The organism is Bacillus sp. FSL K6-0993 (genome assembly GCF_037977205.1).
Lineage (GTDB): Bacteria > Bacillota > Bacilli > Bacillales > Bacillaceae > Bacillus > Bacillus subtilis.
This window is the reverse complement of the sequence record NZ_CP150275.1, coordinates 2,769,403-2,794,880: the sequence shown is the minus strand read 5'-3', so window position 1 is coordinate 2,794,880 and position 25,478 is coordinate 2,769,403. Positions and strand designations below refer to the sequence as shown.

Here is a 25,478-nt window from a genome sequence, read left to right as displayed (position 1 = left end):
TAACCCTGCACCTGGTTTATTATGTGCTGTTCTTGCGATATAATAACATCATGTTAAAAAAAGGAGCGCCACATAGACAGTGAAACAAATAGAATCGGCAAAAAACCAAAAAGTGAAGGATTGGAAAAAGCTTCACACAAAAAAAGAACGAACAAAAACAAATACATTTCTGATAGAGGGAGAACACCTCGTTGAAGAGGCGTTGAAAAGCCCGGGCATTGTGAAAGAAATCCTTGTAAAGGATGAAACGAAGATTCCTTCAGATCTTGAGACTGGTATCCAGTGCTATATGCTGAGTGAAGATGCGTTTTCAGCTGTGACTGAAACCGAAACGCCGCAGCAGCTTGCCGCTGTGTGCCATATGCCTGAAGAAAAGCTGGCAACGGCACGCAAGGTGCTGCTGATTGACGCTGTTCAAGATCCGGGAAACCTTGGCACAATGATTCGAACGGCTGATGCGGCCGGTTTGGATGCGGTTGTACTCGGTGACGGCACGGCGGACGCCTTTAACGGAAAAACACTGCGATCTGCTCAAGGATCTCACTTCCATATTCCTGTTGTGAGAAGAAACCTGCCTTCATATGTGGACGATTTGAAGGCAGAGGGCGTAAAAGTATACGGCACGGCGCTGCAAAACGGAGCGCCTTACCAGGAGATTCCTCAGTCTGAATCCTTTGCGCTCATTGTAGGAAATGAAGGTGCAGGGGTGGATGCTGCATTGCTGGAAAAAACGGATTTGAACCTATACGTGCCGCTTTACGGACAGGCTGAATCACTAAACGTTGCGGTTGCGGCTGCCATCCTCGTGTATCACTTGCGAGGATAGTGTTGCGCCAAGCGTTGGATTTCTCTATAATAGAACATAATATTTCAAAAACCGTGACAGAGGACCTCAATTTCTGATCAACTGCTTTCCAGGGAGAAAATGCCGCTGACTGAGAGCATTTTTAACGCAGCCGGAAATTGGCTTCACCTCTTGAGTTGTCGCCGGGACCGCGTACACTGCGCGTAAAGGTGAACCGGAATCTGATTCCGTTATGTCAATGAAGCTGACGACAGCATCAGTCTGTCTGAAATAAGGGTGGTACCGCGGCCACAACTCGTCCCTTGTACAAGGGACGGGTTTTTTTTATTTTCCAAAGACATATGACGGTTTGTTTACATAAAAGGAGGATGCAAAATGGAAGAAAAGCTAAAACAGCTGGAACAAGAAGCTTTAGAACAAGTAGAAGCGGCAAGCTCATTGAAGGTTGTCAATGATATTCGGGTGCAATATCTCGGAAAAAAAGGGCCGATTACAGAAGTGCTGCGCGGAATGGGCAAGCTTTCTGCTGAGGAACGTCCAAAAATGGGGGCGCTCGCGAACGAAGTAAGGGAGCGTATTGCCAATGCGATTGCTGACAAAAACGAGAAGCTTGAAGAAGAGGAAATGAAGCAGAAGCTTGCAGGACAGACAATTGACGTCACGCTGCCGGGGAACCCTGTTGCAGTCGGCGGCCGCCATCCGCTCACTGTTGTCATTGAAGAAATTGAAGATTTATTTATCGGTATGGGCTACACAGTCGAGGAAGGGCCAGAGGTTGAAACGGATTACTACAACTTCGAATCGCTCAATCTTCCGAAAGAACACCCTGCGCGCGATATGCAGGACAGCTTTTACATCACAGAGGAGACTTTGATGAGAACGCAAACTTCTCCTGTCCAAACACGGACGATGGAAAAGCATGAAGGCAAAGGTCCCGTTAAAATCATTTGCCCGGGTAAAGTATATCGCCGTGATAACGATGATGCGACGCACTCTCACCAATTTATGCAAATTGAAGGGCTTGTCGTTGACAAAAACATCAGCATGAGTGATTTAAAAGGAACGCTTGAACTCGTTGCGAAAAAAATGTTCGGGCAAGACCGCGAAATCAGACTCCGCCCAAGCTTTTTCCCGTTTACTGAGCCTTCAGTAGAAGTGGATGTGACATGCTTTAAATGCGGTGGAAACGGCTGTTCAGTATGTAAAGGAACAGGCTGGATTGAAATCCTCGGCGCCGGAATGGTTCACCCGAACGTGCTTAAAATGGCTGGCTTTGATCCGAAGGAATATCAGGGCTTCGCATTCGGAATGGGTGTTGAGCGCATCGCCATGCTGAAATACGGCATTGATGATATCCGCCACTTCTATACAAACGATGTCAGATTTATTTCGCAGTTTAAACAGGCGTAAGAGGAGGATGCAAGGATGTTTGTTTCTTATAAATGGTTAGAGGATTATGTTGATTTAAAAGGCATGGACCCGGCTGTTCTTGCTGAAAAAATTACAAGAGCCGGTATTGAGGTTGAAGGAATTGAATACAAAGGAGAAGGCATCAAAGGCGTTGTCATCGGCCATGTGCTGGAGCGCGAGCAGCACCCGAATGCTGATAAGCTGAATAAGTGCCTTGTGGATATCGGTGCTGAAGCCCCTGTACAAATCATTTGCGGCGCGCCGAATGTGGATAAGGGACAAAAAGTCGCGGTTGCAACTGTCGGAGCGGTGCTGCCGGGCAATTTCAAAATCAAAAAAGCCAAGCTTCGCGGTGAAGAATCAAATGGCATGATCTGTTCCTTACAGGAGCTTGGTATCGAAAGCAAACTTGTGGCGAAGGAGTATGCAGAAGGCATTTTCGTATTCCCTAATGACGCTGAAACAGGAAGCGATGCCTTAGCGGCTTTACAGCTTGACGATGCGATTCTTGAGCTGGGTTTAACGCCAAACCGCGCGGATGCCATGAACATGCTTGGTGTTGCTTACGAGGTTGCCGCGATTTTAGACACTGAGGTAAAGCTTCCGCAAACGGATTACCCGGCTGCTTCAGAACAAGCGTCTGATTACATTGCAGTCAAAATTGAAGATCAAGAAGCGAACCCGCTGTACACTGCAAAAATCATTAAAAATGTCACGATTGCTCCGTCACCGCTTTGGATGCAGACAAAGCTGATGAATGCAGGCATTCGTCCGCACAACAACGTCGTTGACATCACAAATTTTGTCCTGTTGGAATACGGACAGCCGCTTCATGCGTTTGATTATGACAGATTTGGCTCTAAGGAAGTCGTAGTACGAAAAGCAGCTGAGAATGAAATGCTCGTCACTCTTGATGATCAAGAACGTAAGCTGTCCGCCGATCACCTTGTCATTACAAACGGAACGAAAGCGCAGGCCGTTGCGGGTGTCATGGGAGGAGCAGAGTCAGAGGTTCAGGAAGATACGAAAACGATTTTGCTTGAGGCTGCGTATTTCAATCGGCAGACGGTTCGCAAGGCTTCCAAAGACCTTGGTTTGAGAAGTGAATCAAGCGTAAGATTTGAAAAAGGAATTGATCCGGCGCGCGTACGTCTTGCAGCAGAACGGGCTGCGCAGCTGATCCATCTGTATGCCGGCGGTGAGGTGCTTGCTGGAACAGTTGAGGAAGATCACCTGACAATCGAAGCAAATAACATTCACGTATCTGCTGACAAAGTGAGCAGCGTTCTAGGCCTGACGATCAGTAAAGAAGAACTGATCAGCATTTATAAACGTCTCGGTTTTACGGTCGGTGAAGCGGGTGAACTTCTCGTTGTGACTGTCCCATCACGCCGCGGCGACATTACAATAGAAGAGGATTTAATCGAAGAAGCGGCAAGACTGTACGGCTACGATAACATTCCGTCTACGCTTCCTGAGACAGCGGGAACTACAGGCGGATTAACGCCATACCAGGCAAAACGCCGTAAAGTCAGACGCTTCCTTGAAGGCGCAGGCTTATCACAAGCCATCACTTACTCACTGACAAATGAGAAGAAAGCGGCAGCGTTTGCGATTGAAAAATCACTGAATACTGTGCTTGCGCTTCCAATGAGTGAAGAAAGAAGCATTCTCAGACACAGTCTTGTTCCGAATCTGCTTGATTCTGTTTCTTACAACCTCGCGAGGCAGACTGACTCAGTTGCACTGTACGAAGTCGGCTCCGTTTTCCTGACGAAGGAAGAGGACACAAAACCTGTTGAAACAGAACGCGTAGCAGGAGCTGTTACCGGATTATGGCGCAAGCAGCTATGGCAGGGTGAAAAGAAACCAGTTGATTTCTTTGTTGTCAAAGGAATTGTGGAAGGGCTGTTAGACAAACTCAACGTCCTAGACAGCATTGAATTTGTACAGTCAGAACGCAAACAGCTGCATCCGGGCAGAACAGCGAACATTTTATTAAATGGTTCTCTGATCGGCTTCATCGGCCAAGTCCATCCTTCATTGGAAAAAGAACTGGATATAAAGGAAACATACGTATTTGAGCTCGATCTTCATGCGTTGCTCGCAGCAGAAACAGCACCTCTTGTTTACACGGCGATTCCGAAATATCCGTCTGTGACACGTGATATTGCTCTTGTAACAGATAAAACCGTCACAAGCGGCCAGCTTGAGAGCGTCATTAAAGAGGCTGGCGGCAAGCTTCTGAAAGAGGTAACTGTCTTTGACGTATACGAAGGCGAACATATGGAGGAAGGCAAGAAGTCAGTCGCTTTCTCACTCCAGTATGTCAACCCTGAACAAACACTGACTGAAGAAGAAGTGACAAAGGCGCACAGCAAAGTGCTGAAAGCGTTAGAAGACACATATCAAGCTGTTTTAAGAGGCTGATAAAAAAGCTTGCAGAGAAATCTGCAAGCTCAGCGTGTCGGCAAACCCCCGCATTCGTTGTCAGGTCTGCGCGTTGGTGCTCACGAATGAGAACATTCGCTGTGCTCCAATGCTCGCCTTTCCTAGACTTCTAGGGTTTTCAATCACGCTGAAAAGATGAAAAAAGCTTGCAGAGAAATCTGCAAGCTTTTTTCTATGAACGTTTTTTATCAGCAAGGCGCTGCGCTTTTTGCGTATTGGCGAAATGGAGTTTTGTAAAGGTTCTGAGTGCAGATGCCCCTTTTTTGAGGATCAGCTTGGCGGCCGCTTCATCGACGTGCGGACCGGCCCCTTTTGGAAGCGTCATTCCTGCCTCGCGTGATAGTTTATCCATTTCCATTAAAAACGAATATCTTGCAATGATTGAAGCAGCGGCGACAGCCAGGTGAATACCTTCAGCTTTTGTGCTAAAATAGGTCCGCTCCTTCACAATGTCTCTGCCCTTTAAATGATTGAAGTAGACGCCTGGCTCAGCGAATTGGTCAATCAAAATGGCTTCAGGCTTTACTCCATCCAATTTTCTTAATATATGTGTGATCGCCTGATTGTGCAGCAAAGCTTTCATTTTCCCTTGGCTCATGCCTTTTTCCTGCATGCTGTTATACTTTTCATTTTTTAAAACCAGCAGGCTATATGGAATGGTTTTGATCAGGTTTCGGGCAATCTCGATGATTTGCGGATCTTTTAAATCTTTAGAATCCTTAACACCGAGTTCCTTCATTAAAGGAAGCATGGTTTTGTCGACGTACGCACATACAACCGTCATTGGGCCAAAGTAATCTCCGGTTCCGACTTCGTCAGAACCGATAACAGACATTCCGGCGATATCTGCCGGAGGGGCATAGCGGGGATCAGCCGGCTTTTTGGCCGTTTTCTTCTTTTCCTGAGGCTCCGCTGTTCCCCAGCGCGCGGATTCTGCCGCTGCGTTTTTGCCTTGAAACAAGACCTTGCCTGATTTATATGCTGTAATGGTACAGCCGGGCGGTTTCGCCTGAAAAACGGCTCCCTGCGGAACAGAGGCTGTAAGCGAACCACTGTATGTCATTTTCATTTGGTCAATAGCAGACAACGATACTTTTATCACTGAATGGGACACGTAATAATCTCCTTTTTTTACACTTTTCGCTGTATATACCAGTGTATCATAACAGCGGGAGGCTCGTCTTTCCATTCATTTAATAAACGTGTTATGATAAGAACTAGGATTCTCGCGGAATGGAGGAGAAACGTTGTCTGACGGCAAAAAAACAAAAACAACCGTTGACATTTACGGCCAGCACTTCACGATTGTCGGTGAAGAAAGCAGAGCCCATATGAGGTATGTCGCCGGAATTGTTGATGATAAAATGAGAGAAATCAATGAAAAAAATCCATACCTTGATATAAATAAACTTGCAGTGCTGACAGCGGTAAATGTGGTGCACGATTATGTCAAATTACAAGAGAAATGTGAAAAACTGGAGCGTCAGCTTAAAGAAAAGGATTGAACAACTATGCTAGATATCATCATCTTAATCTTGCTCCTGATGGGGACTTTACTGGGGTTAAAACGCGGTTTTATCCTGCAGTTTATCCGCTTGACGAGCTTTATTTTATCAATTGCCTTTGCGGCTTTATTCTATAAAAACGTGGCACCGCATTTACATTGGATTCCCGCACCTGATTTTTCAGCAGGACAGCCGGCTCTTTCTTTTTTTACGGGGAATTTGGAAGCAGCGTACTATAATGCGATTGCGTTTATCGTTTTATTTATCATTGCTAAAATCTTACTGAGAATCATTGGCTCGTTCCTGAGTATTGTAGCCGGCATTCCGGTGATTAAACAAATCAACCAGATGCTGGGCGCCGTTCTCGGTTTTCTAGAAGTCTATTTATTTACATTTGTGCTGCTGTATGTCGCATCCGTTCTTCCGATAGATGCACTGCAGCAAATGATGGGGCAATCGTCTCTCGCAAATGTGATCATTAACCATACACCATACTTGTCAGGGCTCCTACAAGAGCTGTGGACACAGTACGGGGCATAAAAAAACTTCTCTTGTCCGGAGAAGTTTTTTTCAAGTATGATGGAAACATATGTGAACGTCTGGGGGTTATGATATGCATAAAAAAGATATTATCCGGCTGCTTGAAACCATTGCAGTCTATATGGAACTCAAAGGGGACAACCCGTTTAAAGTATCCGCCTTCCGAAAAGCAGCGGCAGCCCTGGAACAGGATGACCGCAGTTTATCAGAAATGGACGATATGATGTCGCTGTCCGGCATTGGAAAAGGAACGTACAGCGTCATTAAAGAGTATATAGATGAAGGAAAGTCAAGCACGCTCGAATCGCTGCAGAAAGAAGTGCCGGAAGGACTCGTGCCTTTATTGAAGCTGCCAGGGCTCGGCGGCAAAAAAATCGCAAAGCTGTATAAAGAGCTCGGCGTACACGATGCAGAATCTCTGAAGGAAGCCTGTGAGCAGCAAAAGGTCCAGGGTCTTGCGGGCTTCGGCAAAAAATCGGAAGAAAAAATATTACAGGCGCTCGGGGAAGCCGGAAAACAGCCTGAACGGTTCCCGATCGGATACGCCCTCCGGATCGCGCGGGAAATTGAGGAGCATCTTTCTCAATTTACGCATATCATCAAATTTTCTCGTGCCGGAAGTCTCCGCAGAGCGCGGGAAACGGTGAAGGATCTGGATTATATCATTGCTACAGATCATCCGGCTGAAGTAAGAGAGCAGCTTCTTGAGCTGCCAAACATCAAAAGCGTGATCGCAAGCGGAGATACGAAGGTGTCCGTCATCCTTTCCTTTGAATATGAAACAAGCGTCGATTTCCGTCTTGTGACGGAAGAGCAGTTTCCGACAACACTCCATCATTTTACGGGTTCAAAGGATCACAATATTAAGATGCGCCAAATCGCCAAAGAACGCGGCGAGCGGATCAGTGAATACGGCGTTGAGACAGTTGAAACCGGAGAGATCAAAACATTTCCGAGTGAACGTGAATTTTATGCGCACTTCGGCCTGCCGCTGATTCCGCCGGAAATTCGTGAAAGCGGACAGGAAGTGGAAACTTACAGCGACAGCATTGAACTGATAGAGATCGGGCAAATCAAAGGTGATCTCCACATGCACTCAACGTGGAGCGATGGCGCATTTTCGATCAGAGAGATGGCTGAAGCCTGCATCAAAAAAGGCTATCAATACATGGCGATCACCGATCACTCACAATATTTAAAGGTCGCCAACGGGCTTACTGCAGAAAGACTTAAGCAGCAGGCAAAAGAAATTGACGCGCTGAATGCAGAGTTTGAAAACTTCCGTATTTTGAAAGGCGTTGAGATGGATATCCTGCCTGACGGTACGCTCGATTATGATGACGATGTGCTTGCGGAAATGGATATCGTTATTGCATCGATTCATTCCAGTTTTAATCAGCCGGAACACGTGATTATGAAACGGCTTGAGACGGCACTGACAAACAAGCATGTTGACATTATCGCACACCCGACCGGGCGCCTTATCGGCAGACGGGCCGGTTACGAAATCGATATTGATCAGCTGATTGAGCTTGCGAGGAAAACAAATACGGCGCTTGAACTCAACGCCAACCCTGCGCGCCTTGATCTGCGCACAGAGCATTTAATGAAAGCAAACGAACAAGGGGTTACATTGGTGATTAATACTGATGCCCATAATATTGAGATGTTAGACGATATGAAAACTGGCGTTACTGCCGCGCGCAAAGGATGGACGGAAACGAAAAACGTTCTGAATGCCCGGTCGCTTAAAGACGTAGAGGCATTTCTGAAGCGCAACGATTAAGTAAGGAGGCTCACACAATCGTGCAGCAAAAAGTATTATCAGCTCTTGAATTTCATAAAGTGAAAGAACAGGTTATTGGGCATGCCGCTTCATCGCTCGGAAAAGAAATGCTTCTCGAGCTTAAGCCTTCTGCTTCTATAGACGAAATCAAAAAACAGCTGGATGAAGTAGACGAAGCTTCTGACATTATCCGGCTGAGAGGCCAAGCGCCATTTGGCGGCCTTGTTGATATCAGAGGGGCATTAAGACGGGCGGAAATCGGCAGCGTTCTCAGTCCTTCTGAATTCACTGAAATCTCAGGCCTGCTTTATGCAGTTAAACAAATGAAACATTTTATCACCCAAATGGCTGAAGACGGTGTCGACATTCCGCTGATCCATCAGCATGCTGAACAGCTTATCACGCTGTCCGATTTAGAGCGGGACATTAATTCCTGCATCGATGATCACGGAGAAGTGCTTGATCATGCATCGGAAACATTAAGAGGAATCCGCACACAGCTCAGAACACTCGAATCAAGAGTCAGAGACCGGTTAGAGTCGATGCTGCGTTCCTCTTCCGCTTCGAAAATGCTGTCTGATACGATTGTTACGATTCGGAATGACCGCTTTGTGATCCCGGTCAAACAGGAGTACAGATCCAGCTATGGAGGAATTGTGCACGACACCTCATCCTCTGGTGCGACACTATTCATTGAACCGCAGGCGATTGTAGATATGAACAATTCCCTTCAGCAGGCGAAAGTGAAAGAAAAGCAAGAAATTGAACGGATTTTGCGTGTGCTGACAGAGAAAACGGCAGAGCATACAGAGGAGCTATTTCTAGATTTGCAAGTGTTGCAGATGCTTGACTTTATTTTTGCAAAAGCTAGATATGCAAAAGCGGTTAAAGCGACAAAACCGATTATGAACGACACCGGCTTTATCCGTTTGAAAAAAGCCCGCCATCCATTGCTTCCGCCTGACCAGGTTGTTGCCAATGACATCGAGCTTGGCCGCGATTTTTCAACAATTGTCATCACAGGGCCAAACACCGGGGGGAAAACAGTCACCCTTAAAACGTTAGGCCTGCTAACCTTAATGGCGCAATCAGGTCTTCATATCCCGGCAGATGAAGGGTCAGAAGCGGCAGTATTTGAGTACGTATTCGCTGATATCGGTGATGAACAGTCGATTGAGCAAAGTTTAAGCACGTTCTCATCCCATATGGTGAACATTGTCGGCATTTTAGAACAGGTCAATGAAAACAGCCTTGTGCTTTTCGATGAACTTGGTGCAGGGACAGACCCACAGGAGGGGGCGGCCCTCGCCATGAGCATCTTGGATGACGTGCATCGCACCAATGCACGAGTGTTAGCTACGACGCATTATCCGGAATTGAAGGCGTACGGCTATAACAGAGAAGGCGTCATGAATGCCAGCGTTGAATTTGACATTGAAACGCTGTCACCGACCTATAAACTTTTAATTGGTGTGCCGGGTCGAAGCAATGCTTTCGAAATTTCAAAACGCCTCGGGCTTCCGGACCATATCATCGGGCAGGCGAAGTCAGAAATGACGGCCGAGCATAACGAAGTCGATACGATGATTGCGTCGCTGGAACAAAGCAAAAAACGTGCGGAAGAAGAGCTTTCTGAGACAGAATCAATCAGAAAAGAAGCGGAAAAACTGCATAAAGAGCTGCAGCAGCAAATCATCGAGCTTAACAGCAAAAAAGACAAAATGCTTGAAGAGGCAGAACAGCAGGCTGCTGAAAAAGTAAAAGCGGCAATGAAAGAAGCCGAGGACATTATTCATGAATTGCGCTCCATAAAAGAAGAACACAAATCCTTCAAGGATCACGAGCTGATTAACGCGAAGAAACGGTTAGAAGGCGCTATGCCGGCTTTTGAAAAGTCCAAGAAACCGGAAAAGCCAAAAGCGCAAAAACGCGACTTTAAGCCTGGTGACGAGGTGAAAGTCCTCACTTTCGGGCAAAAAGGAACATTGCTCGAAAAAACAGGCGGCAATGAATGGAATGTTCAAATCGGTATTTTAAAGATGAAAGTAAAAGAAAAAGATCTGGAGTTTATCAAATCAGCTCCGGAGCCAAAAAAAGAAAAAATCATTACAGCGGTCAAGGGAAAGGACTATCACGTATCGCTTGAACTTGATCTCCGCGGCGAACGCTATGAAAATGCCCTCAGCCGGGTTGAAAAATACTTGGATGATGCGGTGTTAGCCGGATATCCAAGAGTGTCAATCATCCACGGAAAAGGAACCGGCGCTTTAAGAAAAGGCGTACAGGATCTTCTGAAAAACCACCGCAGCGTCAAAAGTTCCCGTTTCGGTGAAGCAGGTGAGGGAGGATCAGGCGTTACGGTTGTTGAACTAAAATAAAAGGGAGTATGGCCATGAGTGATTTTTGGGAAAACGAGCTTGTGGAAATCGCGGCATATTACAGTGTCGCGGTTCTCTGCCTCGTCCTCTTTTTGACTGTGTTTGAGCTGGTGACGGCTTATAAAAACTGGGAAGAGATTCAAAAAGGAAATCTTGCGGTGGCAATGGCGACCGGCGGAAAAATTTTGGGAATCGCAAACGTATTTCAGCATTCCATCTCCCAGCATAATTCGCTGCTGCAAATGATCGGCTGGGGCGTTTACGGGTTTGTTATGCTTCTGATCAGCTACTTTATTTTTGAGTTTTTGACTCCGCGGTTTAAAATTGATCAGGAAATCGAGAATGATAACCGGGCTGTCGGCTTTATTTCATTTGTTATTTCTGTCGGGCTTTCTTTTGTGGTGGCAGCCGGAATATAAGGGGACGGAGAATAGATGGAAAAGCTTGCGAAAATACTGCTCGCCGCGGCGGGAATCTTTTTGTTAATTGGTCTTATATATCTGTTCATATTATGAGAAAAAGAAAGATTTACCTTTCTTTTTCTTTTTTTTGCCGTCCATCTGCTATAATGATAAGGTGGATCTCTAAAATCGAAAGGGGAGGTTTTATGCAGTCTCAAAAGCCGTGGCTTGCCGAGTATCCCAACGATATCCCGCATGAGCTTCCGTTGCCGAATAAAACCCTGCAATCCATCCTGACAGACTCCGCCGCACGATTCCCTGATAAAACCGCAATATCGTTTTATGGAAAAAAACTCACCTTTCATGACATTCTGACGGATGCTCTTAAACTTGCAGCTTTTTTGCAGTGCAATGGCCTGCAAAAAGGAGACAGAGTGGCTGTTATGCTGCCCAATTGCCCGCAAACAGTGATTTCTTATTATGGCGTCTTGTTTGCCGGTGGCATCGTGGTGCAGACGAATCCGCTTTATACCGAGCATGAGCTTGAATACCAGCTTAGAGATGCTCAGGTAAGTGTGATCATCACCTTAGATTTGCTTTTCCCGAAGGCAATAAAAATGAAAACGTTATCAATAGTCGACCAGATTTTGATAACCAGCGTAAAAGACTATTTGCCTTTTCCGAAGAATATTCTTTACCCGCTGACGCAAAAACAAAAAGTGCATATCGACTTTGACAAAACAGCTAACATTCACACGTTTGCTTCCAGTATGAAGCAGGAAAAAACTGAACTCCTGACAATCCCGAAGACCGATCCTGAGCATGATATCGCTGTCCTCCAGTATACCGGAGGAACAACCGGAGCTCCAAAAGGGGTCATGCTCACGCACCAAAATATTTTGGCAAATACTGAAATGTGCGCCGCTTGGATGTATGACGTGAAAGAAGGCGCTGAAAAAGTGCTGGGCATCGTCCCGTTTTTTCATGTTTACGGACTGACGGCAGTCATGAACTATTCGATTAAACTAGGCTTCGAAATGATTCTTCTTCCTAAGTTTGATCCGCTCGAAACACTTAAAATCATCGACAAACACAAACCAACGCTCTTTCCTGGCGCACCGACAATTTACATTGGCCTTTTGCATCACCCCGAATTGCAGCATTATGATCTGTCATCCATTAAAAGCTGTCTTAGCGGATCAGCCGCGCTCCCCGTGGAGGTAAAGCAGAAATTTGAAAAGGTGACTGGCGGAAAGCTTGTGGAAGGCTATGGTTTGTCTGAGGCATCTCCAGTGACACATGCAAACTTTATCTGGGGAAAAAACAAGCCGGGCAGTATCGGCTGTCCTTGGCCGAGTACGGACGCCGCGATCTATTCTGAAGAGACGGGTGAGCTTGCCGCTCCGTATGAGCATGGAGAAATCATTGTAAAAGGTCCGCAAGTCATGAAAGGATACTGGAATAAACCAGAGGAAACCGCCGCAGTGCTGAGAGATGGCTGGCTGTTCACCGGGGACATGGGCTATATGGATGAAGAAGGCTTTTTCTATATTGCTGACAGGAAGAAGGATATCATCATTGCCGGCGGTTACAATATTTACCCGCGTGAGGTAGAAGAAGCGCTTTATGAACATGAAGCTATCCAGGAAATTGTTGTCGCAGGCGTTCCCGATTCCTACAGGGGAGAAACAGTAAAAGCATTTGTGGTGTTAAAGAAAGGCGCAAAAGCCGATGCAGAAGCACTAGACACTTTTGCGAGATCACGTCTAGCTCCCTATAAGGTGCCCAAAGCCTATGAGTTCAGAAAAGAGCTGCCGAAAACGGCGGTGGGAAAAATTTTAAGAAGGCGTTTACTTGAAGAAGAAGCCGAAAATCATCATATCAAATAAAAAAAGAGAACGCTTATGAATAAACTTGACAAACCTGAAAATCCTTCTTATCATGAAATTATGAATGAATAGTCATTCATTTCTATAGGAAGGAACGATGAACATTGAAGCAAAAACGGCCAAAGTATATGCAGATTATTGATGCAGCAGTAGAAGTCATTGCAGAAAACGGCTACCACCAGTCACAGGTATCCAAAATTGCCAAACAAGCCGGAGTAGCGGACGGCACCATCTATCTCTATTTTAAAAACAAAGAAGATATTTTAATTTCTCTTTTCAAAGAAAAAATGGGTCAATTTATTGAGCGGATGGAAGAGGACATTAAAGAAAAAGCAACAGCAAAAGAGAAATTGGCGCTTGTGATTTCAAAGCATTTTTCCCTTTTAGCGGGTGACCATAATCTCGCAATTGTCACGCAGCTTGAGCTCCGCCAATCCAACTTGGAGCTGCGCCAAAAAATCAACGAAATATTAAAAGGCTACTTAAATATTTTGGATAACATTTTAACGGAAGGTATACAATCAGGCGAATTAAAAGAAGGCCTCGACGTCCGCCTCGCCCGGCAGATGATTTTTGGAACGATTGACGAAACCGTGACAACTTGGGTGATGAATGACCAAAAGTACGATCTCGCTGCGCTTTCAGACAGCGTTTTAGAATTATTGGTGTCTGGAATTCATAATAAGTAAAGGAGTTCTGTCCTATGAATGCAATATCACTGGCAGTTGATCAATTTGTGGCAGTTTTGACGATTCACAATCCGCCGGCAAATGCACTTTCCAGCCGGATATTAGAAGAGCTGTCTTCCTGTCTTGATCAATGTGAGACAGATGCAGGCGTACGAAGCATTATCATTCACGGCGAGGGAAGATTTTTCTCAGCCGGCGCTGATATTAAAGAATTTACATCGCTTAAAGGCAACGAGGATTCCTCACTGCTGGCTGAGCGCGGCCAGCAGCTGATGGAAAGAATCGAAAGCTTTCCAAAACCGATTATCGCGGCAATTCACGGCGCTGCTCTTGGAGGCGGGCTGGAGCTGGCGATGGCCTGTCATATCAGAATCGCGGCAGAAGACGCCAAGCTGGGGCTCCCGGAGCTTAATCTCGGTATCATTCCGGGTTTTGCGGGGACACAGCGCCTTCCGAGATATGTCGGTACAGCCAAAGCACTAGAGCTCATCGGATCAGGAGAACCGATATCCGGAAAAGAAGCGCTTGATCTCGGACTTGTCTCAATTGGAGCGAAAGATGAGGCAGAAGTGATTGAAAAAGCAAAAGCACTTGCCGCTAAGTTTGCAGAGAAAAGCCCGCAAACGCTGGCATCTTTGCTTGAACTTCTTTATTCCAACAAGGTGTATTCCTATGAAGGCAGCTTAAAGCTTGAAGCAAAGCGATTTGGGGAAGCATTTGAGTCAGAGGACGCCAAGGAAGGCATCCAGGCATTTCTCGAAAAAAGAAAGCCTCAGTTCAAAGGCGAATAAAAGGGGATATGATCATGAATCTATTTGTACTGATGAAACGGACGTTTGACACAGAAGAAAAAATCGTCATTGAAACAGGAAAGATTCAGGATGACGGAGCGGAATGGATCATTAATCCATATGATGAGTACGCGATAGAAGAAGCCATCCAGCTGAAGGAAAAGCATGGCGGCACGATCACCGCCGTCACGGTCGGCGGTGAAGAAGCGGAGAAAGAATTGCGTACGGCGCTGGCCATGGGTTGTGACCAAGCTGTTTTAATCAACATAGAAGATGATCTCGAAGAACCCGACCAATATTCCATTTCTCAAGTTTTATACCACTATATGAAGGATCAGGAGTTTGATTTGATTCTCGGCGGAAATGTTGCCATTGACGGAGGATCAGGACAAGTGGCGCCTCGGCTTGCCGAGCTACTGGACATTCCGTGTATCACTACGATCACCAAACTCGAAATCAACGGCACTGATGCAGAAGCAGAAAGGGACGTCGAAGGGGATGTTGAAAAAATCAAAACGACGCTCCCATTGCTTGTCACAGCTCAGCAGGGCTTAAACGAGCCGCGCTATCCATCGCTTCCGGGAATTATGAAGGCTAAGAAAAAGCCGCTTGAAGAGCTTGAACTTGATGATCTTGACCTGGACGAAGAGGATGCTGAACCAAAGCTGAAAACCATTGAGCGTTTTCTGCCGCCAAAAAAAGAAGCCGGGAAGCTTCTCCAAGGTGAGCCTGCCGAACAGGCAAAAGAGCTTGTCTCATTGCTCCGCAGCGAAGCTAAAGTCATTTAAAGCTTGGACATTCAAAGAAACAGGGGGATGTTAGAATGGGAAAAAAAGTGATCGTACTTGGAGAAATACGCGATGGGGAATTGCGGAATGTCACCTTTGAAGCAATAGCTGCAGGAAGAACCATTTCAGGAGATGGAGAAGTCATCGGTGTTCTCATCGGTGAAAATGTACAAAGCATTGCACAAGAGCTTATTCATTACGGAGCAGATAAAGTTCTTACCGCTGAGGACCCGAAGCTGAAAACATACACGGCAGACGGGTACAGCCAGGTCATGAGAGGTGTTATCGAGCAAGAAAATCCTGATTCAGTCATCTTCGGGCATACGGCAATGGGCAAGGATCTTTCACCGAAGCTTGCTGCCCGGCTGCAAACAGGCTTAATTTCTGATGCTATAGATGTAAGCGTTACCGGAGGGAATGTTGTGTTCACACGGCCGATTTACTCGGGGAAAGCTTTTGAACGCGTCATTTCAACCGATCTGATGATCTTTGCGACAATTCGCCCCAATAACATTCAAGCTTCAGAAAAAGACACCAGCAGATCGGGGAGCATCGAAAGCATTGATGTTTCTCTTACTGACCTCCGCACTGTTATCCAAGAGGTCGTGAAAAAAACAGCTGACGGCGTTGATCTCTCCGAAGCAAAAATTATCGTTGCGGGCGGCCGAGGAGTCAAAAGCAAGGAGGGATTTCAGCCTCTGCAGGAGCTTGCAGAGGTGCTAGGGGCCGCAGTCGGGGCTTCTCGCGGGGCATGTGACGCTGATTATTGCGATTACGCTCTTCAAATCGGGCAGACGGGGAAAGTCGTCACTCCGGATTTGTACATTGCATGCGGCATTTCCGGCGCCATCCAGCATTTGGCCGGCATGTCAAACAGCAAGGTGATCGTCGCCATCAATAAAGACCCCGAAGCCGATATCTTTAAAATAGCGGATTACGGCATCGTCGGTGATTTATTTGAAGTTGTCCCGTTATTAACTGAGGAATTCAAACAATTGAATATACACTCATAAAGGAAATCCCGGACTTTAAAAGTTCGGGATTTTTTCATAGTTATAAATACATACGTACAAATATAAAAACAATAGAAAATATCGTTGACATGTACGAACATATATAATATGGTTACTTTAAAAGCGCTTACATTCATGATGACTCCTCAGGCAAAAGACAGATCACATATTTGACTGTGGTGCTTTTCATATCCGTATGAAAGGAATGATCAGAGGCATGTCTGAACATCAAGCAGTGATTCAAACAGATATCGTAAAAGGAACCATTAACAAAAATATATACGGTCATTTTGCTGAGCATTTAGGAAGAGGGATTTATGAGGGGATCTGGGTCGGAACGGACTCAGACATCCCCAATATCAACGGGATACGAAAGGACGTGCTGGAGGCGCTCAAACAGCTGCACATTCCTGTCCTCAGATGGCCGGGCGGGTGTTTTGCGGACGAATACCATTGGGCAAACGGTGTCGGTGACCGTAAGACAATGCTGAACACTCACTGGGGCGGTACAATTGAATCAAATGAATTCGGAACGCATGAATTTATGATGCTTTGCGAGCTGCTTGAATGCGAGCCATATATTTGCGGCAATGTCGGAAGCGGAACCGTTCAGGAAATGGCGGAGTGGATTGAGTATATGACATTTGAAGAAGGCACGCCGATGTCAGACTGGAGAAAACAAAATGGAAGAGAAGAGCCTTGGAAGCTGAAATATTTCGGCGTGGGCAATGAAAACTGGGGCTGCGGCGGCAACATGCATCCCGAATACTACGCAGATCTGTACCGGCGTTTTCAGACTTATGTCCGCAATTACAGCGGGAATGACATTTATAAAATTGCCGGCGGCGCAAATGTGGATGATTTTAATTGGACGGATGTGCTTATGAAAAAAGCCGCTGGCCTGATGGACGGGTTGAGTCTTCATTATTACACGATTCCGGGGGATTTTTGGAAGGGCAAAGGATCAGCCACAGAATTCACGGAAGATGAATGGTTTATTACGATGAAAAAAGCCAAATACATCGATGAATTGATTCAAAAACACGGCACGATTATGGACCGGTATGATCCGGAGCAGCGGGTCGGGCTGATTATTGATGAATGGGGCACGTGGTTTGATCCCGAGCCAGGCACGAATCCCAGTTTCTTATATCAGCAAAATACCATTCGTGATGCGCTGGTGGCGGCTTCTCATTTCCACATCTTCCATCAGCATTGCCGCCGGGTGCAAATGGCCAATATCGCCCAAACGGTCAACGTTCTTCAAGCAATGATTTTGACTGAGGGAGAGCGGATGCTTTTGACACCGACGTACCATGTATTCAATATGTTTAAGGTGCACCAGGACGCTTCTCTTTTAGCCACAGAGACAATGTCTGCCGACTATGAATGGAACGGTGAAACGCTTCCGCAAATCAGCATTTCAGCGTCGAAACAAGCTGAAGGCGATATCAATATCACAATTTGCAACATCGATCACCAAAACAAAGCGGAGGTGGAAATCGAGCTGAGGGGCCTACACAAGGCAGCGGACCATTCCGGAGTCATTCTTACGGCAGAAAAAATGAATGCGCATAACACGTTTGACGATCCTCATCATGTCAAACCGGAATCCTTCAGACAATACACGCTCAGCAAAAACAAATTGAAAGTAAAACTCCCGCCAATGTCAGTCGTCTTACTTACGCTGCGTGCTGATTCTTAATTGCGCAAGAGCGCCGGAGCTTCATGCCGGCGCTCTTTTTCAGGTTTTAAAACAGCTCCGGCAGGGCATGGTAAAGTACATGACAGTGAAGAGGAGATGTGATCTTATGCTTCGTACCATTTTAATGATTATTGGGGCAATTGTAGTGATCGGGGCCATTATCAGATTTGTGTTTTAAAAAAAGAGCATATCCCATTCAACCATATAAAAATGAGTAAACCGGCTGTGATCAGGAAAAAATAATTTGTAAGCATTAAAATAGCGTGAACGAATGGGAGATGCTATACTAAAAATCATCATTTCACATTGGAGGAATTCAATAATGGCTATCGTAAAAGCAACTGATCAATCTTTCTCAGCTGAAACAAGCGAAGGCGTCGTACTGGCAGACTTCTGGGCTCCTTGGTGCGGACCTTGTAAAATGATTGCACCTGTTCTTGAAGAATTGGATCAAGAAATGGGAGACAAACTGAAAATCGTAAAAATCGATGTAGATGAAAACCAAGAAACTGCCGGAAAATACGGCGTTATGAGCATCCCGACTCTTCTTGTGTTAAAAGACGGCGAAGTAGTTGAAACTTCAGTCGGCTTCAAACCAAAAGAAGCGCTTCAAGAGCTTGTAAACAAACATCTTTAATTTTCCGCTGCTTACATGCCAGAGCGATTCCGATTGAGGGATCGCTTTTTTTATTCGCCAATTGTGAATCATAGAGAAAAACAAACGTTCGTGTTAAACTGGGAATAAAGGATTAAACATAAGGAAGGGTAACATATGAACAAACAACTGAAAGAAAAACTCGCCCTCCTTCCTGATCAACCGGGTTGTTATCTCATGAAGGACCGGCAGCAGACTGTGATCTACGTAGGGAAAGCAAAAGTGCTGAAAAACAGAGTACGCTCCTACTTTACCGGCTCTCACGACGCGAAAACCCAAAGGCTTGTGACGGAAATCGAGGATTTTGAATATATCGTGACGTCCTCCAATCTTGAAGCGCTTATTTTAGAAATGAATCTGATCAAAAAGCATGATCCGAAATACAACGTCATGCTCAAAGATGACAAAACCTATCCTTTCATAAAACTCACCCATGAACGCCACCCAAGGCTGATTGTCACCCGCAATGTCAAAAAAGACAAAGGGCGCTATTTCGGGCCGTATCCGAATGTACAGGCAGCAAGGGAAACAAAAAAACTGCTCGACCGTCTGTATCCTCTCAGAAAATGCTCCAAGCTCCCGGACAGAGTGTGCCTTTATTATCATCTGGGCCAATGTCTCGCTCCGTGCGTAAAGGATATTTCCGAAGAGACGAACAGAGAGCTGGTTGAAAGCATTACACGTTTCTTAAGGGGCGGCTATAATGAGGTCAAAAAAGAGCTTGAAGAGAAAATGCATGAAGCTGCTGAGAATCTTGAGTTTGAACGAGCAAAAGAGCTTCGTGACCAAATTGCCCATATTGAATCAACGATGGAAAAACAAAAAATGACGATGAACGATCTAGTCGACCGTGATGTATTCGCGTATGCGTACGATAAGGGCTGGATGTGCGTGCAGGTTTTTTTCATCCGCCAAGGAAAGCTCATTGAACGCGATGTCAGCATGTTCCCGCTTTATCAGGAAGCAGATGAAGAGTTCCTCACGTTCATCGGGCAGTTCTATTCAAAAAACAACCACTTCCTTCCGAAGGAGATTTTAGTTCCGGACAGCGTAGATCAATCCATGATCGAGCAGCTGCTGGAAACAAACGTTCACCAGCCGAAGAAAGGCCCGAAAAAAGAACTGCTCATGCTTGCCCATAAAAATGCGAAAATCGCATTGAAAGAAAAATTCTCTTTAATCGAACGGGACGAGGAGCGTTCAATCGGGGCAGTGCAGAAACTAGGTGAGGCATTAAATATTTATACGCCGCACAGAATTGAAGCGTTTGATAACTCAAACATACAGGGGACAAACCCGGTTTCCGCGATGATTGTGTTTATCGACGGCAAACCATACAAAAAGGAATACCGCAAATATAAAATCAAAACTGTTACAGGGCCGGATGATTACGGTTCTATGAGAGAGGTTGTCAGAAGACGCTATACGAGAGTGCTTCGTGAGAATCTACCGCTGCCCGATCTGATCATCATTGACGGAGGAAAAGGGCAGATCAACGCAGCAAGGGATGTCATTGAAAATGAACTCGGCTTGGATATCCCGATCGCCGGTTTAGCGAAAGATGAAAAACACAGAACCTCAAATTTACTGATCGGTGAGCCGCTGGAGGTGGTGTATCTGGAACGAAACAGCCAGGAATTTTACCTCCTGCAGCGCATTCAGGACGAGGTGCACCGTTTTGCAATCAGTTTTCACAGGCAAATCCGCGGAAAAAGCGCGTTTCAATCCGTTTTGGACGACATCCCGGGTATCGGAGAGAAAAGAAAGAAAATGCTGTTAAAGCATTTCGGTTCCGTTAAAAAAATGAAGGAAGCAAGCCTTGAGGACATCAAAAAAGCCGGTGTTCCTGCAGCGGCGGCTCAGCTCATTTACGACAAATTGCAAAAATAATGTTGTCCTTTTAAATAAGATCTGATAAAATGTGAACTAATTTCATAGTTAGATCGTGTTATATGGTGAAGATAGAGGTGCGAACTTCAAGAGTATGCCTTTGGAGAAAGATGGATTCTGTGAAAAAGGCTGAAAGGGGAGCGTCGCCGAAGCAAATAAAACCCCATCGGTATTATTTGCTGGCCGTGCATTGAATAAATGTAAGGCTGTCAAGAAATCATTTTCTTGGAGGGCTATCTCGTTGTTCATAATCATTCATGATGATTAATTGATAAGCAATGAGAGTATTCCTCTCATTGCTTTTTTTATTGTGGACAAAGCGCTCTTTCTCCTCACCCGCACGAACCAAAATGTAAAGGGTGGTAATACATGGGTCTTATTGTACAAAAATTCGGAGGCACTTCCGTCGGCTCAGTCGAAAAAATTCAAAATGCGGCAAACCGCGCAATTGCAGAAAAACAGAAAGGCCATCAAGTCGTTATCGTCGTTTCAGCAATGGGAAAATCCACTGACGAATTGGTCAGCCTTGCAAAAGCTATTTCTGACCAGCCGAGCAAACGTGAAATGGATATGCTGCTGGCGACAGGCGAGCAGGTCACGATTTCACTCCTTTCAATGGCATTGCAGGAAAAAGGCTATGACGCTGTGTCTTATACTGGCTGGCAGGCGGGAATCCGTACGGAGGCCATTCACGGAAACGCCAGAATTACAGATATCGACACTTCGGTTTTAGCAGACCAGCTTGAAAAAGGAAAAATTGTCATTGTTGCAGGATTCCAAGGCATGACAAAGGATTGTGAAATTACGACATTGGGCCGGGGCGGTTCAGATACAACAGCAGTTGCTTTGGCTGCCGCTTTAAAAGCTGATAAATGTGACATATACACAGACGTGCCAGGCGTGTTTACAACCGATCCGCGCTATGTGAAATCAGCGAGAAAACTTGCGGGCATCTCATACGATGAAATGCTTGAGCTTGCCAATTTAGGCGCCGGTGTTCTTCATCCGAGAGCAGTTGAGTTCGCGAAAAATTACCAAGTGCCGTTAGAAGTGCGTTCAAGTACAGAAACCGAAGCGGGAACATTAATTGAGGAGGAATCATCCATGGAACAGAATTTAATTGTCAGAGGCATTGCATTTGAAGATCAAATCACAAGAGTAACCATTTACGGGCTGACTAGCGGCCTGACAACTTTGTCTACTATTTTTACAACACTTGCCAAAAGAAACATAAACGTAGATATCATTATCCAAACGCAGGCCGAGGACAAGACTGGAATTTCCTTCTCTGTCAAAACAGAAGATGCAGACCAAACCGTTGCGGTGCTTGAAGAGTATAAAGACGCGCTGGAATTTGAGAAAATCGAGACAGAAAGCAAATTGGCTAAAGTATCCATTGTTGGATCCGGCATGGTCTCAAATCCTGGTGTAGCGGCTGAAATGTTTGCTGTACTGGCGCAAAAAAACATTTTAATCAAAATGGTCAGCACATCTGAAATCAAAGTGTCAACAGTCGTAAGCGAAAATGACATGGTGAAAGCAGTCGAGTCGCTTCACGATGCATTTGAGCTTTCAAAACATCCTTCAGCTGTGTAATGACAATCAAAAAGGCGGGACTATGCAGTCACCGCCTTTTTGATTACACTGGGTCTTTCATATCCCATTTCACAGTCAGAACCACTTTATCGGCTCTCTTTTTCACTTGTTCATATGATTCGGCAATCTGATCATTCATCAATTGAATTTGTTCAGCGATAAAACCAGCCTCCAGCTGAAAGCAAGGTTCTTTCTGATGTTTAAGCCGGTTGGAAATGATCGGCCCTTCAAGTTCAAATTCAAGCTCCTGTTTTTTAGCGCTTACGTTGGTGAGGGTTCCCCAGCCCGCTTCTTCAAAGAAGGCCGGAAATTCCTCCCATGATTCAAGAGGAAACTTACGGGCGAGATGTTTTCCTGCCCAATACATCATGGAAGAGTAATCTTGGCCAAGCATATCTGGGAGAACGATCTCTCGTATTAGTTCGTAGGCATAGGCGTTCATTTCAATTTCTTTTAGGTTGTCAATAGATGCTTCAAATTTAGACTTCATATCTGTCTCCCCTCTCTCCTGCGTATATTATAGCTCAAACAGGGGGGAGGATTACAGAATGATCCTGTAATTCTTATGAAAAATTAAGCAAGAAATATATATTGATAAAATAAAATTTTTCAATCAACTAATCAATTCGGAAAATTATAATTTATGTACGCGTTTTCTTGACGCCCTTTTGAGGGAGGAGTAAAATGAAATTGTCAATAAATCTTAATAAAGTGCTTACAATTGAAAGAAGTGGGGGAAGAGATTTAGCACATTTCGCACTTATCAAACAGGGGGTAAAGTAATGTCTGGGAACAGAGAGTTTTATTTTCGAAGATTGCATTCCTTGCTTGGCGTCATACCGGTCGGCATCTTTCTTATTCAGCATTTAGTCGTCAACCAGTTTGCCGCAAGGGGCGCTGAAGCATTCAATAGCGCTGCTCATTTTATGGATAGTCTGCCTTTCAGGTATGCCTTGGAAATTTTTATTATCTTCTTACCATTAATTTATCATGCAGTTTATGGTGTGTACATAGCGTTTACTGCGAAAAATAACGCAGGCCAATACAGCTACATGAGAAACTGGCTATTCGTCCTGCAGCGTGTAACCGGTATCATCACCCTCATTTTCGTCAGCTGGCACGTGTGGGAAACCCGCATTGCTGCACAAATGGGCGCTGAGGTCAATTTCGACATGATGGCGAATATTTTGAGCTCTCCGGCTATGCTTGGTTTTTACATTGTCGGTGTTTTATCAACAATTTTCCACTTCTCGAACGGTTTATGGTCTTTCGCTGTTACATGGGGCATCACGGTAACGCCTCGTTCTCAAAGAATTTCGACATACGTTACGCTGATTATTTTTGTTGCACTGTCATACGTAGGCTTAAAAGCGATTTTTGCATTTGTTTAAGAGTACTAGATTACTAGAGGGAGAGGGGCTATCATGAGTCAATCAAGCATTATCGTAGTCGGCGGGGGTCTTGCCGGCCTCATGGCGACAATTAAAGCAGCGGAATCAGGAATGGCGGTTAAGCTGTTTTCCATCGTTCCTGTCAAACGTTCTCATTCGGTTTGTGCGCAAGGCGGCATAAACGGAGCGGTCAATACAAAAGGGGAAGGTGACTCTCCGTGGGAACATTTTGATGACACGGTATACGGGGGAGACTTTCTTGCCAACCAGCCGCCGGTCAAGGCGATGTGTGAAGCGGCGCCTTCTATCATCCACTTATTAGACCGAATGGGCGTCATGTTTAACCGGACGCCTGAAGGCCTGCTTGATTTCCGCCGATTCGGGGGTACACAGCACCACAGAACTGCTTATGCTGGTGCGACGACGGGACAGCAGCTGCTTTACGCACTGGACGAGCAAGTGCGTAGATACGAAGTTGCGGGTCTGGTCACAAAATACGAAGGCTGGGAATTCCTTGGCGCTGTTTTAGATGATGACAGAACCTGCCGCGGAATTGTTGCACAAAACCTGACAAACATGCAAATTGAATCCTTCCGTTCAGACGCTGTCATTATGGCGACGGGCGGACCGGGAATCATTTTTGGAAAATCAACGAACTCCATGATTAATACAGGATCTGCTGCATCAATCGTTTATCAGCAGGGAGCGTATTATGCAAACGGAGAATTCATTCAAATCCACCCGACAGCCATACCGGGCGATGACAAACTAAGACTGATGAGTGAATCAGCGCGTGGAGAAGGCGGGCGCGTGTGGACATATAAAGACGGCAAACCATGGTATTTCCTGGAGGAAAAATATCCGGCATACGGAAACCTGGTGCCGCGTGATATTGCGACACGCGAAATATTTGATGTGTGTGTGAACCAGAAGCTCGGCATTAACGGTGAAAACATGGTATATCTCGATCTGTCTCATAAAGATCCGAAAGAGCTTGATATTAAGCTTGGCGGCATCATTGAGATTTATGAGAAATTCATGGGAGACGACCCGCGTAAGCTTCCAATGAAAATCTTCCCTGCGGTCCATTATTCTATGGGCGGTTTATGGGTGGATTACGATCAAATGACAAACATCCCTGGACTGTTTGCGGCTGGGGAATGTGATTATTCTATGCACGGCGGCAACCGCTTGGGAGCGAACTCCCTGCTGTCTGCGATTTACGGAGGCATGGTGGCCGGACCGAATGCGGTGAAATATGTAAACGGCTTAGAATCTTCAGCGGAAGACATGTCTTCATCCCTATTCGACGCTCACGTTAAGAAAGAAGAAGAAAAATGGGCTGATATTATGAGTATGGACGGAACCGAAAATGCCTATGTTCTTCACAAAGAGCTCGGTGAGTGGATGACGGCGAACGTAACGGTTGTCCGCCATAATGACAAGCTTTTGAAAACGGATGACAAAATTCAGGAGTTAATGGAGCGCTTCAAAAAGATCAACATCAATGACACGACAAAATGGAGCAACCAGGGAGCGATGTTCACACGCCAGTTCTCGAACATGCTTCAGCTTGCGAGGGTGATTACCCTTGGCGCATACAACCGTAATGAAAGCCGGGGCGCCCATTATAAACCAGATTATCCTGAACGTAATGATGACGAATGGCTCAAAACAACAATGGCTAAACATGTAAGCCCGTATGAAGCGCCGGAATTTGAGTATCAGGATGTCGATGTATCACTGATAACGCCTCGGAAACGGGATTACTCGAAGAAGAAGGTGGCGAAATAAT

At 45.6% G+C, this 25,478-nt stretch carries 22 protein-coding genes and 1 riboswitch; of the genes, 19 read left to right on the top strand and 3 right to left on the bottom strand.

The window, feature by feature from the left end; translation table 11 throughout:
* The first annotated feature begins 79 nt into the window (after positions 1-79).
* The gene (locus MHH79_RS14595; protein WP_340034681.1) at positions 80-826 is read left to right on the top strand and encodes an RNA methyltransferase; all 747 of its coding nucleotides are present in this window, start codon (positions 80-82) and stop codon (positions 824-826) included.
* A 66-nt stretch (positions 827-892) separates the two neighbouring features.
* On the opposite strand, the gene MHH79_RS14590 is transcribed toward MHH79_RS14595, so the two are convergent.
* Positions 893-1,099 carry a hypothetical protein gene (locus tag MHH79_RS14590; protein ID WP_004398812.1) on the bottom strand — a complete coding sequence of 69 codons (207 nt, stop codon included), beginning with the start codon at positions 1,097-1,099 and terminating at the stop codon, positions 893-895.
* An 81-nt stretch (positions 1,100-1,180) separates the two neighbouring features.
* Between MHH79_RS14590 and pheS the strand changes: the two genes are divergently transcribed.
* Both pheS and pheT read left to right on the top strand, forming a co-directional pair.
* Positions 1,181-2,215, top strand: a complete 1,035-nt coding sequence (pheS, locus tag MHH79_RS14585; protein ID WP_004398818.1) for a phenylalanine--tRNA ligase subunit alpha — start codon at positions 1,181-1,183, stop codon at positions 2,213-2,215.
* Between the two features lie 15 nt (positions 2,216-2,230).
* Positions 2,231-4,645: a phenylalanine--tRNA ligase subunit beta gene (gene pheT, locus MHH79_RS14580; protein ID WP_340034680.1), complete on the top strand. Its 2,415-nt coding sequence runs from the start codon at positions 2,231-2,233 to the stop codon at positions 4,643-4,645.
* Between the two features lie 193 nt (positions 4,646-4,838).
* Here the strand turns inward: pheT and rnhC are convergent, their stop codons facing one another.
* Positions 4,839-5,780 (bottom strand): ribonuclease HIII, encoded by a 942-nt coding sequence (rnhC, locus tag MHH79_RS14575; RefSeq protein ID WP_063335828.1) that lies wholly within the window; start codon positions 5,778-5,780, stop codon positions 4,839-4,841.
* 133 nt (positions 5,781-5,913) lie between these two features.
* Here rnhC and zapA point away from each other — a divergent pair, with 133 nt between their 5' ends.
* The 14 genes from zapA to MHH79_RS14505 all read left to right on the top strand — a co-directional run bounded on the left by zapA (position 5,914) and on the right by MHH79_RS14505 (position 22,292).
* On the top strand, positions 5,914-6,171 hold the full coding sequence (zapA, locus tag MHH79_RS14570; protein WP_003229534.1) for a cell division protein ZapA: 258 nt from the start codon (positions 5,914-5,916) through the stop codon (positions 6,169-6,171).
* Between the two features lie 6 nt (positions 6,172-6,177).
* Complete coding sequence (locus MHH79_RS14565) at positions 6,178-6,711, top strand: CvpA family protein (protein WP_014477597.1); 534 nt, start codon at positions 6,178-6,180, stop codon at positions 6,709-6,711.
* 73 nt (positions 6,712-6,784) lie between these two features.
* On the top strand, positions 6,785-8,497 hold the full coding sequence (gene polX, locus MHH79_RS14560; RefSeq protein ID WP_063335829.1) for a DNA polymerase/3'-5' exonuclease PolX: 1,713 nt from the start codon (positions 6,785-6,787) through the stop codon (positions 8,495-8,497).
* Positions 8,498-8,517: 20 nt separating this feature from the next.
* Positions 8,518-10,875: an endonuclease MutS2 gene (locus MHH79_RS14555; RefSeq protein WP_251218145.1), complete on the top strand. Its 2,358-nt coding sequence runs from the start codon at positions 8,518-8,520 to the stop codon at positions 10,873-10,875.
* Positions 10,876-10,889: 14 nt separating this feature from the next.
* Positions 10,890-11,294 carry a DUF350 domain-containing protein gene (locus MHH79_RS14550; RefSeq protein ID WP_003237674.1) on the top strand — a complete coding sequence of 135 codons (405 nt, stop codon included), beginning with the start codon at positions 10,890-10,892 and terminating at the stop codon, positions 11,292-11,294.
* 188 nt (positions 11,295-11,482) lie between these two features.
* Positions 11,483-13,165 carry a long-chain-fatty-acid--CoA ligase LcfA gene (gene lcfA / locus MHH79_RS14545; RefSeq protein ID WP_251218146.1) on the top strand — a complete coding sequence of 561 codons (1,683 nt, stop codon included), beginning with the start codon at positions 11,483-11,485 and terminating at the stop codon, positions 13,163-13,165.
* A gap of 104 nt (positions 13,166-13,269) precedes the next feature.
* The gene (fadR, locus tag MHH79_RS14540) at positions 13,270-13,854 is read left to right on the top strand and encodes a fatty acid metabolism transcriptional regulator FadR (RefSeq protein ID WP_100506475.1); all 585 of its coding nucleotides are present in this window, start codon (positions 13,270-13,272) and stop codon (positions 13,852-13,854) included.
* Positions 13,855-13,868: 14 nt separating this feature from the next.
* On the top strand, positions 13,869-14,645 hold the full coding sequence (locus MHH79_RS14535; protein ID WP_003229549.1) for an enoyl-CoA hydratase: 777 nt from the start codon (positions 13,869-13,871) through the stop codon (positions 14,643-14,645).
* A gap of 14 nt (positions 14,646-14,659) precedes the next feature.
* Positions 14,660-15,433, top strand: coding sequence for an electron transfer flavoprotein subunit beta (gene etfB, locus MHH79_RS14530; protein WP_014480500.1), 774 nt, complete (start codon positions 14,660-14,662; stop codon positions 15,431-15,433).
* Between the two features lie 35 nt (positions 15,434-15,468).
* Positions 15,469-16,446 (top strand): electron transfer flavoprotein subunit alpha, encoded by a 978-nt coding sequence (gene etfA / locus MHH79_RS14525; protein WP_340034678.1) that lies wholly within the window; start codon positions 15,469-15,471, stop codon positions 16,444-16,446.
* Between the two features lie 217 nt (positions 16,447-16,663).
* On the top strand, positions 16,664-18,151 hold the full coding sequence (abfB, locus tag MHH79_RS14520; RefSeq protein ID WP_340034677.1) for an alpha-L-arabinofuranosidase AbfB: 1,488 nt from the start codon (positions 16,664-16,666) through the stop codon (positions 18,149-18,151).
* 322 nt (positions 18,152-18,473) lie between these two features.
* Complete coding sequence (gene trxA / locus MHH79_RS14515) at positions 18,474-18,788, top strand: thioredoxin (protein WP_003222500.1); 315 nt, start codon at positions 18,474-18,476, stop codon at positions 18,786-18,788.
* Positions 18,789-18,923: 135 nt separating this feature from the next.
* Positions 18,924-20,696, top strand: coding sequence for an excinuclease ABC subunit UvrC (gene uvrC / locus MHH79_RS14510; protein WP_063335832.1), 1,773 nt, complete (start codon positions 18,924-18,926; stop codon positions 20,694-20,696).
* Positions 20,697-20,760: 64 nt separating this feature from the next.
* Positions 20,761-20,940: riboswitch (Lysine riboswitch) on the top strand.
* Between the two features lie 125 nt (positions 20,941-21,065).
* The gene (locus tag MHH79_RS14505) at positions 21,066-22,292 is read left to right on the top strand and encodes an aspartate kinase (protein ID WP_100506477.1); all 1,227 of its coding nucleotides are present in this window, start codon (positions 21,066-21,068) and stop codon (positions 22,290-22,292) included.
* 43 nt (positions 22,293-22,335) lie between these two features.
* Here the strand turns inward: MHH79_RS14505 and MHH79_RS14500 are convergent, their stop codons facing one another.
* A complete protein-coding gene (locus MHH79_RS14500) occupies positions 22,336-22,782 on the bottom strand; it encodes a YslB family protein (protein WP_003222508.1) in 447 nt (148 codons plus the stop codon).
* A gap of 292 nt (positions 22,783-23,074) precedes the next feature.
* Between MHH79_RS14500 and sdhC the strand changes: the two genes are divergently transcribed.
* Both sdhC and sdhA read left to right on the top strand, forming a co-directional pair.
* Positions 23,075-23,683: a succinate dehydrogenase cytochrome B558 gene (gene sdhC / locus MHH79_RS14495; protein WP_003222512.1), complete on the top strand. Its 609-nt coding sequence runs from the start codon at positions 23,075-23,077 to the stop codon at positions 23,681-23,683.
* A gap of 33 nt (positions 23,684-23,716) precedes the next feature.
* Positions 23,717-25,477, top strand: coding sequence for a succinate dehydrogenase flavoprotein subunit (gene sdhA, locus MHH79_RS14490; RefSeq protein WP_003229567.1), 1,761 nt, complete (start codon positions 23,717-23,719; stop codon positions 25,475-25,477).
* Position 25,478: the final 1 nt, after the last annotated feature.